11 protein-coding genes are annotated in these 12,882 nt (G+C 63.2%); 1 reads left to right on the top strand and 10 read right to left on the bottom strand.

All coding sequences use genetic code 11. The annotated features are described in order from the left end of the window. Positions 1-44 precede the first annotated feature (44 nt). The 10 genes from dusA to I2H38_RS01715 all read right to left on the bottom strand — a co-directional run bounded on the left by dusA (position 45) and on the right by I2H38_RS01715 (position 9,910). Positions 45-1,049, bottom strand: a complete 1,005-nt coding sequence (gene dusA / locus I2H38_RS01760; RefSeq protein ID WP_210324638.1) for a tRNA dihydrouridine(20/20a) synthase DusA — start codon at positions 1,047-1,049, stop codon at positions 45-47. Positions 1,050-1,201: 152 nt separating this feature from the next. Continuing rightward, positions 1,202-2,230: a sensor histidine kinase gene (locus I2H38_RS01755; RefSeq protein WP_196270076.1), complete on the bottom strand. Its 1,029-nt coding sequence runs from the start codon at positions 2,228-2,230 to the stop codon at positions 1,202-1,204. A 158-nt stretch (positions 2,231-2,388) separates the two neighbouring features. Then, entirely contained in the window at positions 2,389-2,859 is a 471-nt protein-coding gene (ybaK, locus tag I2H38_RS01750) for a Cys-tRNA(Pro) deacylase (protein ID WP_196270075.1), read from the bottom strand. Between the two features lie 33 nt (positions 2,860-2,892). Continuing rightward, entirely contained in the window at positions 2,893-3,501 is a 609-nt protein-coding gene (locus I2H38_RS01745; protein ID WP_196270074.1) for an urease accessory protein UreE, read from the bottom strand. A gap of 79 nt (positions 3,502-3,580) precedes the next feature. Beyond that, positions 3,581-4,066, bottom strand: coding sequence for a nucleoside deaminase (locus tag I2H38_RS01740; protein ID WP_196270073.1), 486 nt, complete (start codon positions 4,064-4,066; stop codon positions 3,581-3,583). Continuing rightward, positions 4,063-5,037, bottom strand: a complete 975-nt coding sequence (gene xdhC / locus I2H38_RS01735) for a xanthine dehydrogenase accessory protein XdhC (protein WP_196270072.1) — start codon at positions 5,035-5,037, stop codon at positions 4,063-4,065. Before xdhC ends, I2H38_RS01740 begins: the two co-directional genes overlap by 4 nt. After that, the gene (gene xdhB / locus I2H38_RS01730) at positions 5,034-7,361 is read right to left on the bottom strand and encodes a xanthine dehydrogenase molybdopterin binding subunit (protein ID WP_196270071.1); all 2,328 of its coding nucleotides are present in this window, start codon (positions 7,359-7,361) and stop codon (positions 5,034-5,036) included. Before xdhB ends, xdhC begins: the two co-directional genes overlap by 4 nt. 4 nt (positions 7,362-7,365) lie before the next feature. Then, complete coding sequence (gene xdhA / locus I2H38_RS01725; protein ID WP_196270070.1) at positions 7,366-8,847, bottom strand: xanthine dehydrogenase small subunit; 1,482 nt, start codon at positions 8,845-8,847, stop codon at positions 7,366-7,368. 140 nt (positions 8,848-8,987) lie between these two features. Further along, a complete protein-coding gene (locus I2H38_RS01720) occupies positions 8,988-9,428 on the bottom strand; it encodes a VOC family protein (protein WP_196270069.1) in 441 nt (146 codons plus the stop codon). A gap of 113 nt (positions 9,429-9,541) precedes the next feature. Beyond that, positions 9,542-9,910 carry a VOC family protein gene (locus tag I2H38_RS01715; RefSeq protein WP_196270068.1) on the bottom strand — a complete coding sequence of 123 codons (369 nt, stop codon included), beginning with the start codon at positions 9,908-9,910 and terminating at the stop codon, positions 9,542-9,544. 145 nt (positions 9,911-10,055) lie between these two features. On the opposite strand from I2H38_RS01715, the gene pepN reads away from it, so the two are divergent. Continuing rightward, on the top strand, positions 10,056-12,707 hold the full coding sequence (gene pepN / locus I2H38_RS01710; RefSeq protein ID WP_196270067.1) for an aminopeptidase N: 2,652 nt from the start codon (positions 10,056-10,058) through the stop codon (positions 12,705-12,707). The last annotated feature ends 175 nt before the right edge of the window (positions 12,708-12,882 follow it).

Raw genomic sequence — 12,882 nt, 5'->3', positions numbered from 1 at the left:
ATTGCCCGGGCTCCGCTTTAGCGACCTCGGGATGCAGGCGTCTCTTACGCGGCGGTTTCGATCGGCTCTCGGGCGAGCCGCGAAACCTGCGCAACCGCTTCGCGCAACGTTTCGAGCCCCGCATCGGGCTTGGTCGCCTCGGTGGCAAGATGGCGGCGATAGGCGCGCGCGCCCGGCCGCCCGGTGAACAGGCCGAGCATGTGACGGGTCATATTGTGGAGGCGCTGCCCCTCCTCCAACCGCGCGGCGATATAGGGCTCGTAGGCCTGGATAGCCTCGAAGGCGTCCGCGACAGGCGGGTCCTCGCCATAAAGCTCGCGATCGACCGCGAGGAGAATCTCCGGCTCCTGATAGGCGATGCGGCCGAGCATGACGCCGTCCACATGCTTCAGGTGCTCATGCACCTCCGCCATGGTGCGAATGCCGCCATTGACGGCGATGGGGAGGTTCGGGTTGTTCTGCTTCAGGCGATAGACGCGGGTGTAATCGAGGGGCGGAATGTCGCGGTTCTCCTTCGGAGATAGGCCTTTGAGCCAGGCTTTGCGCGCATGGACCGTCAACGCATCACAACCGGCCGCAACCACGCATTCGGTGAGGCGGTTCAGCGCCTCTTCCGTATCCTGCTCATCGACGCCGATGCGGCACTTGACCGTGATGGGCAAGGAAACCGCCCCCTTCATGGCGGCAACGCACTCGCCCACCAGGGCAGGCTCCAGCATCAGACAGGCTCCGAAGCGCCCATTCTGAACCCGGTCGGACGGGCAGCCCACATTGAGGTTGATCTCGTCATAGCCGAAATCGGCGCAGATGCGGGCCGCCTTGACCAATTCCGCCGGATCGGACCCGCCAAGCTGCACCGCCACCGGATGCTCGGCATCGTCGAAGCCGAGAAGCCGCTCGCGCGGCCCATGAATCACCGCGCCAGTGGTTACCATCTCCGTATAGAGCCGAGCCCGACGCGACATGGTGCGATGAAACGACCGGCAGAACCGATCAGTCCATTCCATCATGGGTGCAACGCTCAAGGCTATGTCTTTGGGCGACAACAATTTTTTCCTCTCCCGTCTGGGGACAGACCGGATTGTGATTTCTGATACGGGTTGGCTATGGCGCGGATGTACGTCGAAAACGCCAGTTTTGCACCAAAAAACGCATCGCCGTAACGCACTCTGCCACGACGGCGGTCGAGACGAGACCTTTTTCAGGCGATGATCGGCGTTTCAATCGTGCAGACGACACCGCGCGGTCGGAACTCGATGGCGACTTCGCCCTCCAGGTCCCGGGCCAGGCTGCGTTCGAGGAGGCGGGAGCCGAAGCCCTTTCGGTTTGGCGGATGGGCAGGGGGGCCGCCCTCCTCCGTCCAACGCAACCGGAGGCGGGGCGGATCGGTCGAGCCATCGACCGACCAGACCACCTCGATCCGGCCCGCATCGTTGGACAGCGCCCCGTATTTGACGGCATTCGTCGCAAGTTCATGCAAGGCGAGGGACAGATCGAGCGCCATGCGGGACGACAGCTTGAGCTCCGGTCCTGCGACATTGAATCGTTTGTGTGCCGCGCTTTGAAACGGCTCGAGCGTTTGGGCGACCAGTTCGCGGATCTCGGCCCCCTTCCAGTTCTCGCGGATGAGCATGTCGTGGGTGCGGGACAATGCCGCCAAGCGTTGCTCGATAGCGTTGCGCGCTTCCACCTGGCTGGTTGCGTGTCTCAAGGTCTGCGAGACGATGGATTGAACCGTCGCCAGGGTATTTTTCACCCGGTGATTCAGCTCGTTGATGAGAAGCTGCTGATATTCCTCGGCCCAGACGCGATCCGTGACGTCGCTGCCTTCGAGGAAGATGCCCGTGACCTTTCCGTTCCGGTCACGGATAGGCTGATAGACGAAATCGAAATAGGCTTCCTCGATAGGGCCTTCCCGTTGTTTCTGAAGCCGCATGGGCATCTGGCGTCCGACGAAGGGCTGGCCCGTCTGATAGACTTCGTCGAGCAACTCGAAGAAGCCCTGACCCTCGATCTCGGACATGGCCTCGCGCACCGGCCTACCGATGAGGTCGCGATAGCCGACGACCTGTTCGAAAGCGGCGTTGACGATTTCGAAAACCAGATCCGGCCCCCGCATGACCGCGATGAAGCCCGGTGCCTGCCGAAACAGCTCCGCGAGACGCTCGATCTCCCCTCTCAAGGCCTCATTGTCTTTGGCGGTGTCTTTGGCAGCGGGCGCGGTTTCCATTCCGATCCCCTTTGAAAGCAGGATCAGCACGTATCGCGAAGACCCTTGCCCCTCACCCGCCAAGTCCAGGCCGCGGCGAATGTTCCCATAGGGCGGCAATGTCACCCAGCCTTTTGCGAACCCTTCCAGGAGGACGGGTTGTCGCAGGGGTTTTTGCCTCAGATCAGCGCAGCAACCTTGGCACCCAGAACCTTGGCGGCATCGCGAGGATCGAGCCTCACCTGGAGACCGCGCTGGCCGCCGTTAATGAAGACGCTGTCATGCGCGAAGGCCGTTTCCTCGATCAGGGTCGGGACACGTTTCTTCTGGCCGAAGGGGCTGATGCCGCCCACGTGGTAGCCGGTCAGGCGCTCCGCATCGGCGGGCTTCATCATCTGAGCCGTCTTGCCGGCAAGTGCGGTAGCGAGCTTCTTCAGGTTCACCTCCCGGTCGGAGGGCAGGATCACGCAAGCGGGCTTGCCATCGACCAACACCATGAGCGTCTTAAGGACCGTGTTCGGATCCGCCCCGATGGCCTCCGCCGCCTGAAGGCCGATGCGCTCAGCCTGCGGGTCGTAATCGTAGGTGTGAACTGTAAAGGACACGCCCGCCCGCTGCAGGGCGAGCGTGGCCCGCGTCGTCTTGGACATGATTGTCCTCAGATCCGAAAGGCAGTGATCCGGTCAGTGATCGTGCTTGTGCCCGTGATGATGGCCGCACCCACAGCCGTGACCGTGCTCATGATGATGGTCATGGTCGTGCGCATGATCATGTTTGTGATCATGATGCTCATGGCCGTGATGCTCGTGGGCGTGATCATGGTGCCCGTGATCATGACCGTGGTGCCCGTGATCGTGGTCGCAGACATGAAGGCTGCGCTCGGGTTGGAACGAGCGAGAGACCGGCGTCGCGACGCAACCCTGCCCGCGCACCAGTTCGGCGAGAGCGGGCGTATCTTCCACGTAGAAAGCATCGCCGGTGATCTCGGCGAGGCCGTGCTGGCTGCCGAGGTGCCAGGCCAGCCGCATGAGGCGCAAGGGATTTTCGGCCCGCACTTCCAGGAGACGCTCAGTCGCCGCCTTCACCTGCACAAGCTGCCCGTCCTCGAGCCGCAGGGCGTCGCCGTCGTTGAGCGTGGTTTCCATGTCGAGATCGAGCAGGATCTCCGTGCCGCCCTCCCCCTTCAGGGTCGCGTGACGGCGATTGCGCGCGGCATGGTCGAGGATCACCGTGTCGACAACACGGTCGGCCTTCACGGCGGGCTTACGGACGATGGTAGCGGCGCGGGGCATGGGCCTATCTCGATGTGGATGATTGGAGAGCCATAGATAGGACGTCTCGCAGGGAAAGCTCAACCCAGCGGGACTGTGACTAATAGCTGACCTTATCCGGCTTCTCCGCCCAGGCATCGAACACGGCCTTGGCCTCCAGGCTCGGGACGTGGTCCATGGGGATGATCCGCTCGGAGACGGGCTTGGGGATTTCGTCATAGATCAGACTGTCGTCGAAGCCGATGACGGCCGCGTCCTCGCGGGTATTGGCGTAGACGATGCGCCCGACGCGGGCCCAATAGGCCGAAGCCAGGCACATGGGGCATGGCTCGCAGCTCGTATAGAGCGTTGCCCCATGCAGCGCGAAATCGCCCACCGCCTCGCAGGCGCGGCGAATGGCGGTCACCTCCGCATGCGCGGTCGGATCGTTGGCGGAGGTTACCCGGTTCCAGCCCTCGGCCAGGACCTTGCCATCGCGCACGATCACCGCGCCGAAGGGGCCTCCGGCGCCGTCGTTCATGTGTTCGCGCGAAAGAGCTACAGCGCGCGCGAGATAGCGCTGATCGTCGGTCTTATGGTCGGTCATGGGGCGCTTTTATCGTTTGAAGCGGAAAGAGGCGAGAGATTTAAGCCGGATGCCGTTCGCTCGCGGATTTGCAGGAGTTGGGCGACCACGGAGGCAGCAACGATGGCGGGTTCCTTCCCCGCAATGCCGGGAATGCCGATGGGGCAGGCGAGCGCGTCGATCTTTTCCTCGCTCAGTCCCAATTCCCGAAACCGCTTCTCGAACCGGGCGCGCTTGGTGGCGCTGCCGATGAGGCCGACATAAGGAAAGCCCCGCCTCAAGGCCGCCGCCGCGATCGCCATGTCGAGGGGATGGTCATGGGTCATGACCAAGATCAGCGAGCGGGGATCGGCTTCAGCGATCTCAGCCTCAGGGTCCCGTAAAGCGACAGGCGTGGTGTTGGCCGGAACATGGGCCGGAAAAGCGTCGTCCCGGTCGTCGAGCCAGCGGACCGAGAATGGCAGGGGCGCGAGCGCTAGAACGAGCGCGCGGCCAACATGCCCCGCGCCGAAGAGCAGGACCGGCGTCAGCGCCTCGCCGTGAACCTCGCGCCATTGCGTCCAGGCATCGTCCCCGACGGCGGAGGAGAGTTCGCGGCGGACGCGGCCGTGTTCAAGGCGGCACTCGACCTGAAACTGCCCGCCTTCGGCCTCCTCCGCGATGAGGGGCTTCAGATCCGGCAGATCTTGCCGGTCGAAGGTCTCGATGAGGATTTTCACCCGCCCGCCGCAGCATTGGCCGAGATCCGGCCCGAGGGCTTGATCGACGATCCGGGCCGATGGCCGACCTTGCCCCAGCATCTCGCGGGCGATGTCGAGCATACGGAATTCGAGCTGCCCACCACCGATGGTGCCGTGATAAGCGCCATCCGGCCGCACGACCATGCGCGCGCCGACCTCGCGCGGCGCGGAGCCTTTGACATCGTGCACGCTGATGAGGGCCGCAGCATTTTGCTTGGCCACGAGATCGGCGAGTTGCCGCCAGACCTTCACCCCAGCGACCTCCCACGCAAAGCCTCGCAAGCCCGCAGAATCGCCTCCGGCGTCGCGGGTGCATCGAGCGGTGCGGGCTTTGCGGGATCGAGCGAATGCACCGCATCGGCCAGCGCGCAGAAGACGCTGTTCGCCAGCATGATCGGCGGCTCGCCCACGGCCTTCGAGCGATAGATCGTCTCCTCCCGATTGGAATTGGGATAGAGCGCCACGCGGAAATCGTCGGGCACGTCGGAGGCGACGGGGATCTTGTAGGTCGACGGCGCATGGGTCAGGAGGCGGCCGTCCTTGCCGAACACCAATTCCTCGGTAGTGAGCCAACCCATGCCCTGCACGAACCCACCCTCGATCTGGCCGATATCGATGGCCGGGTTCAGGGATTTGCCCACATCGTGGAGAATATCGGCGCGCACGAGACGGTTTTCGCCGGTGAGCGTATCGACGATCACCTCCGCACAGGCCGCACCATAGGCGAAATACAGGAAGGGCCGCCCGGTCGCAGACGCCCGATCCCAAGTGATCTTCGGCGTCTTGTAGTAACCGGCCTCCGACAATTGCACGCGAGCGAGCACGCATTTCTTCGCGAGTTCGGCGAAGGGCAGACTGTCATTGCCGACGAACACCCGATCATCGCGAAACTCGACCTGATCCTCCGGCACGCCATAGATTTCAGCGGCATAGGCGGTCATGCGTTGCTTGATCGCGCCTGCGGCGATGCGCGCCGCCATGCCGTTGAGATCGGAGCCAGCCGACGCCGCCGTCGGGGAGGTATTGGGGACCTTCGCGGTCGTCGTGGCAGTGATACGCACGCGCTCCATCGCGATGCCGAACTCCTCGGCGACCACCTGCGCTACCTTGATGTAGAGCCCCTGCCCCATCTCGGTGCCGCCGTGGTTCAGATGGACGGATCCGTCCTGGTAGACATGCACCAGAGCGCCGGCCTGGTTGAGATGAGTCAGCGTGAAGCTGATGCCGAACTTGACCGGCGTCAGTGACAATCCGCGCTTCATGATCGGCGAGGAGGCATTGAACGCCGCGATCTCCGCCCGGCGGGCGCGATAATCGGACGTGCGCTCAAGCGTCTGCACCAGACCGAGGAGCGTATCGGTCTCCTCCACTTCCATGCCGAAGGGCGTGAGATTTTTCCCGGGCGTGTAAAAATTCGCATAGCGCACATCGAGCGGATCGCGGCCCGTGGCCCACGCGATCTGGTCCATGACATGCTCGATGGCGAGCATGCCTTGCGGGCCGCCGAAGCCGCGAAAGGCGGTGTTGGACACGGTGTTGGTCTTCAGCCGCTTCGAGCCCACATGGACGGCGGGCATCCAATAGGCGTTGTCGGAATGGAACATCGCGCGGTCGACGACACCGCCGGACAAATCCGCCGAATAGCCGCAGCGGGCGAGATGCTCCACCGCGTAGCCCTGGATGCGCCCGTCTTCGTCAAAGCCGATATGCCAGTCGCAGCGGAAATCGTGCCGCTTGCCGGTGAGCGTGAAATCGTCGTCCCGATCCAGACGGAGCTTGCATGGCCTACCCGTCACGCGGGCGGCGAGCGCGGCGGTGACGGCCCATTGCGTCGCCTGGCTCTCCTTGCCGCCAAACCCGCCGCCCATGCGGCGGGTTTCGCAGGTCACGTAAGCATCAGGGATCGCGAGGACCCGCGCCACCACATGCTGCACTTCGGTCGGATGCTGGGTCGAGGAATAGACGTGCACATCCCCGTCTTCGCCCGGGATGGCGAGGGCCACCTGTCCTTCGAGATAGAAGTGCTCCTGCCCGCCGACGCGGAACCGGCCCTCCAGCGCTCGCGGCGATCCGGCGATGGCGGCCTTCGCATCGCCGCGGCCAAACGCGTAATCCGGCAGGACGGTTTCGCCACGCGCGAGCGCATCCTCGACGGTGATGCTGGGTGCTTCCGCCTCGATTTCCATCTTCGCAAGTTTCACCGCCCGGCGGGCGATGTCCCGGCTCGTGGCGACGACGGCGAAGACCGCCTGCCCGAGAAAGGCAATCTCCTTCTCGACGAAGAGCGGATCGTCCCCGAAAGCGGGCGAGACGTCGTTCTTGCCGGGAATGTCCGCGATGGTCAGCACTGCCACGACGCCGGGCGTCGCGCGCACGGCGGAGAGATCAAGGGAAACAAGCCTGCCACGCGCTTTCGGCGTCTGGCCGAGCGCGATATGCAGCGTCCCGTCCGGCTCGCGGATGTCGTCTATATATTGCGCTGAGCCCTGGACGTGCTTGAAACCGGAATCGTGCGGCAGCGGCTGGCGGACGTGACGAAACGATTCCGTGTCGATGGGTTTGCTCGGTGCGTTCATGACCTTACTCCGCCGCCTGAAGCGCTTCGCGCTGGCCGACGATCCGCGTCGCGCGGGTCTGGCCGGAAGCGGTTTCGCTCAGGGCCTTGAAGAGCAGGTTGCGCGCCACCGTCGAGCGATAAGCCGCCGAGGCCCGGTGATCGTCCATGGGCTGGTAGTCGCGCCCGATGGCCGCAAGGGCCTCGCCCCAGGAGGCGGGCTCGTCGAGAGACAGGCCAATGAGCGCCTTTTCCGTCTCGCTGGCGCGCTTCGGCGTTCCCGCCATGCCGCCGAAGGCGATGCGGGCGGCAGCGATGCGGCGACCGTCGAGAGTGAGCTTGAACGCCCCCATCGCCGCGGAAATATCCTCGTCGAACCTTTTCGAGACCTTGTAGGCGCGAAAGCTCTCGTTCGCCTTGAGCTTCGGAACGGTCACGCGGCGCACATATTCGCCCGGCGCGCGGTCCTGCCTGCGATAGGCGATGAAGAAACTTTCCAGCGGAATGGTGCGGGTTTGCTCGCCCTGTCGCAGCTCCAATTCCGTGCCGAGCGCGATCAAGGCCGGAGCGAGATCGCCGATGGGCGAGCCGTTGGCGATGTTGCCGCCGACCGTGCCGGAGGCGCGAACCTGGGCTGAGCCGAACCGGCGCATGAGTTCGCCGAGATCGGGGTCTATCGAAGCAAGCGCAGCATAGGCCCCGGCATGGGTCGCCGTCGCGCCGATGGTTAGCGCATCGCCGCTATCGTCAATCCGATTCAACCCCGCCACGCGGCCGAGCCAGATCACCTTATCAAGTTCGGCCATGCCCTTGGTGACCCAAAGCCCGACATCGGTGCAGCCAGCGACAAGCGTGGCGTCCGGATGCTTGGCGTAGAGCGCGGCCAGCGAAGCTTCATTTGCCGGGGCGGCAAAGAAGCCCGTCTCGCTGCTGATGAAAACATCCTGCCCGTCAGCAAGCGTGGTCAGGCTTTGCAACTTGCGCGGATGATCGATGGAGGAGGAATCGTCCGGCTGTTCGCCGCAGGCCTCGAGCGCCGCCTCGACGATGGGGCGATAGCCGGTGCAGCGGCAGAGATTGCCTGCGAGCGCATCATTGACCGCCTCACGACTCAGGGGCCGCTCGCCCTCCTGATAGAGGGTGAACAGGCTCATCACGATGCCGGGGGTGCAGAAACCGCATTGGGAACCGTGGCTCGCGACCATCGCGGACTGAACCGGGTGCAGGGCGCCGTTCGTCGCCAGATCCTCGACCGTCACCAGTTCCGCGCCGTCGATTTGGCCGAGAAGCAGGATGCAGGCATTGACCGGTTCGTAATGCACGCGCCCGTCGCGGACACGCCCGAGCGCCACGGTGCAGGCACCACAATCGCCCTCGGCGCAGCCTTCCTTGGTGCCGACCTGGCGTTGCTGAAGCCTCAAATAGTCCAGAAGCGTCGTACGCGGGTGAAACCCTGAGACTTCAACTGCCTGTCCATGCCGCCAAAAGCGGATCGCTTCTCGTACCAATTCATTCCTCCGCCGGTTGAACCCGGCTCCGTTATGGCGGGCTGGGTAGAATGACGGAGTAATACGATTTCGCCAACTGCATGTTTCGTGGCGGAGCGAGCCGCTCCACCACAAACTGCATCCTGTTAAGGGCTAAGCTCTTACCAGGTGCCGGTGTTGGGCATGGAGGCCCAAGGCTCCTGCGGCGGCTTCGGCTCGCCACGCTGGAGCAACTCAATGGAGATATTGTCCGGCGTCCGGATGAAGGCCATGTTTCCGTCGCGCGGCGGACGGTTGATGGTCACACCCGCATCCATCAGCTTCTGGCAGGTCGCGTAGATGTCATCCACGCGATAGGCCAGATGGCCGAAATTGCGACCGCCCGCATATTCATGCTCGTCCCAGTTATAGGTCAGCTCGAGCAGAGGAGCCCTTGAGGTCTTGGACTTTTCGATGTCCTCGTCAGCAGCGAGGAACACAAGGGTGAAGCGCCCCTTCTCGTTCTCCGTCCGACGGACTTCGACGAGGCCAAACTTGTTGCAGAAAAAATCAAGCGATTGCTCAAGGTTCGAGACCCGAACCATCGTGTGCAGATATTCCAAGGGACGTCTCCGTTGTGAACCGACAACACGCCTAGCCGGAGATCACCTCTAAAGGCAATCTCCAGCTTAGTGAGACATGCACTACAGCTTTGCGAGGCGAGTGCTCTCGCGCCTCACGACATTGAATGGAGCGCAACCCGGTTGCCCTCGCTATCCTCGAAATGGGCGATGAAGCCGTACTCGCCAATACTCATCTTCGGCACCAGGGTTTTTCCACCCTTCTCACCGACCTTTTTCAGGGTTCCCTCGATATCCGGGACATGGAAATAGACAACGGTGCCATTGTGAGATGGAACGTAGCTATCGCTCTTCATCAGGCTGCCGGCCGCTCCAGGCTCTTTTCCGTCGCTCATGGGGAAGAAGGCCATCTTGGCCGGACCCATTTCCATGGGCGACAGGGTCACGCCGAGAACATGCTCGTAGAAGGCTTTCGCCTTGTCGAGATCGTTGACCGGAATCTCGAACCAGTTCACCGGATTCATCACGTTTCTCCTGCCGTGGATCTTATGGCTGCCGCCCTATGAATTGGGTGGCCGTTGGTCCATATCAGCGGGGAGACTTAGGACGTGTCCGGCTCCCAGGAAGAGCCCTGTCCGAAAGAGTAGCGCCTTTTTTGAGAGCAGCCCCATGCGCACAGAGACCGCCTCCGTCACCCGGCTTGAAGATTATCAGGAAAGTCCCTTCCTGATCGATCGGGTGGATCTCGATGTGCGGCTGCATCCAACCGCGACGCGCGTTACCGCGACGCTGGCGCTTCGACCCAATCCGAAGGGCCGCGCCGACGCACCGCTGGTTCTTGATGGCGACGAAGTGCACCTGCAGGCCCTCGCGCTCGACGGCCGGACAATACCGGCGGCGGAATTCGAAGCTTCGGCGCAGGGCTTGACGATTGCCCAGCCGCCGCGCCGCCCCTTCACCCTCACCATCGAAACGGAAATCGACCCGACCGCCAACACCAAGCTGATGGGTCTCTATCGCTCGAGCGGCAATTACTGCACTCAGTGCGAGGCGGACGGCTTCCGCCGTATCACCTATTTTCTCGACAGGCCCGACGTGCTGGCGGTCTACACCACCCGCATCGAGGCGGATCGCGACGAAGCGCCTGTGCTGCTCGGCAACGGCAATCCGGTCGAGGCCGGCGCTGTCGCCGGGACCAACCGGCACTATGCCGTCTGGCACGATCCCCACCCGAAGCCGGCCTACCTCTTTGCCCTCGTCGGTGGCCGCCTGGGCCGCATCGGCAAAGCCTTTACGACCATGAGCGGGCGGAAGGTCGAGCTCGGCATCTATGTCGAGCCCGGCAAGGAAGATCGCGCCGGCTATGCCCTCGACGCACTCGAAAGGTCCATGCGCTGGGACGAACGCGTATTCGGTCGCGAGTACGACCTCGACGAGTTCAACATCGTCGCCGTGTCCGATTTCAACATGGGCGCAATGGAGAACAAGGGCCTCAACATCTTCAACGACAAATACGTTCTGGCGAGCCCCGAGACCGCGACGGACGCGGATTACGCGAACATCGAAGCCATCATCGCGCACGAGTACTTCCACAACTGGTCCGGCAATCGCGTAACCTGCCGCGATTGGTTCCAGCTATGCCTGAAGGAAGGCCTCACCGTCTTCCGCGATCAGGAGTTTTCGTCGGACGAGCGCTCTCGCCCGGTGCATCGCATCGCCGAGGTGAAGACCCTGCGGACACGCCAGTTCTCGGAGGACGCGAGCCCCCTCGCCCATCCGGTTCGGCCGACGCAATATCGCGAGATCAACAACTTCTACACGGCGACCGTCTATGAGAAGGGCGCGGAGATCGTGCGGATGCTCAAAACGATCGTCGGCGACCATGATTTCCGGCGTGGCATGGATCTCTATTTCGACCGTTGCGACGGCACCGCCGCAACCGTGGAGGATTTCCTGCGAGCCTTCGCCGATGTGACGGGCAGCGACCTGTCCCACTTCTCGCGTTGGTACGCCCAAAGCGGCACGCCGCGCGTGGCGGTGAAAGGGACGTACGACAAGACGGCGCAGACCTACCGGCTTGATTTCACCCAAGCGACGCCCGCGACACCCGGACAGACCGACAAGGAGCCGATGGCGATCCCCGTCGCGCTTGGCCTTGTCGCGCGGGACGGCAGGCCAATCGCTGCATCTTCCGACCGCGTGAACGCGCAAGGGGTGTTCGTCCTCGACAAGGCGGCTGACAGCCTGACATTCTCGGGCGTGCCGTCCCGCCCCGTGCCGTCGGTTTTCCGAGGGTTCTCGGCACCGGTAAAGACCTCGCTCGATCTGTCGAATGAGGAGCTGCTCGTTCTTCTGCGGCACGACAGCGATGCCTTCAATCGCTGGCAGGCCGCGCAGACGGTTGCCATGCGTCTCCTCGTGGCTCTCTCAACCGGTAGAGCCCTCTCCGATGCTGACTCGGCCGGCCTGTCCTCCGCGCTGGAAACCTTCATGGATGCCGACGCCATGCGCGATCCGGCCTTTGCCGCGCTCGTCCTTACGCTTCCGAGCGAGGCGGACATCGCGCAGGAGATCGCGAGCGACGTGGACCCCGACGCGATTCACCGGGCACGCACGGAGCTGCGGCGGCGCGTCGGCATCGCAAACCTCGGGCAGTTGTGGGAACTCCATCGCACGTTGGCTCACGCAGGCCCCTACAGCCCCGATGCCGCCAGCGCCGGCCGCCGCGCCCTGCGCAATGTCGCTCTTGATCTCATTGCCGGTGCGGATCGAGGCGTTGGAGAGAACCTTGCGCGGGAGCAGTTCGAGACAGCGAGCAACATGACGGACCGCCTTGCATCCATGAGTGTGCTGACGACCCTGCCGGGCGATGCGCGCGAAGAAGCGCTCACCCGGTTCGGGGAACGCTACCGCGATGAGCCGCTCGTGCTCGACAAGTGGTTTGCGTTGCAAGCCGCTATCCCCGAAGACGGCACGCTTGAACGGGTGAAGGGCCTGATGAGTCATCCCGCTTTCGCGATCGGCAACCCCAACCGTGTACGCTCACTCGTCGGCAGTTTTGCGATGGCCAACCAGATGCAGTTCAATCGCGTCGATGGGACGGGTTATGCCTTCCTGGCGGAGACCGTCCTGCACGTGGACGAGCTGAACCCGCAACTCGCCGCGCGACTCCTCACTGCTTTCAGTGCATGGCGAATGATGGAGGAGACCCGTCGCGGGCACGCAAAGCGCGCGCTTCAATCCATCGCCGGAAGGTCAAACCTGTCGCGCGATGTCGGCGATATCGTCAATCGTTCGCTCGAAGAAAAGCAGACGCAATAACGCTTTCGATTCAACAAGGTTCCCGAACTATCCCGACAAAATCGGTGCGCGGAAAACAAAAAGAAATTTTTTGTTAACCTAGACGTTCGCGCAGCTAGACAAATCACTCGCCCGTGATTCTATTGTTGGTGATTCGGAGAGATGCGGCACGTCCTCCGATCAACGATGTTAGTGG

The organism is Microvirga alba (assembly GCF_015694465.1).
Taxonomy (GTDB): domain Bacteria; phylum Pseudomonadota; class Alphaproteobacteria; order Rhizobiales; family Beijerinckiaceae; genus Microvirga; species Microvirga alba.
This window is presented reverse-complemented; position numbering and strand designations above follow the sequence as displayed.

Coding starts and splice junctions, on each gene's coding strand:
- I2H38_RS01740 (WP_196270073.1), bottom strand. CDS start 4,066: ATGACCGACCATAAGACCGACGATCAGCGCTATCTCGCGCGCGCTGTA.
- I2H38_RS01745 (WP_196270074.1), bottom strand. CDS start 3,501: ATGCCCCGCGCCGCTACCATCGTCCGTAAGCCCGCCGTGAAGGCCGAC.
- I2H38_RS01755 (WP_196270076.1), bottom strand. CDS start 2,230: ATGGAAACCGCGCCCGCTGCCAAAGACACCGCCAAAGACAATGAGGCC.
- xdhB (WP_196270071.1), bottom strand. CDS start 7,361: ATGAACGCACCGAGCAAACCCATCGACACGGAATCGTTTCGTCACGTC.
- pepN (WP_196270067.1), top strand. CDS start 10,056: ATGCGCACAGAGACCGCCTCCGTCACCCGGCTTGAAGATTATCAGGAA.
- I2H38_RS01715 (WP_196270068.1), bottom strand. CDS start 9,910: ATGAATCCGGTGAACTGGTTCGAGATTCCGGTCAACGATCTCGACAAG.
- ybaK (WP_196270075.1), bottom strand. CDS start 2,859: ATGTCCAAGACGACGCGGGCCACGCTCGCCCTGCAGCGGGCGGGCGTG.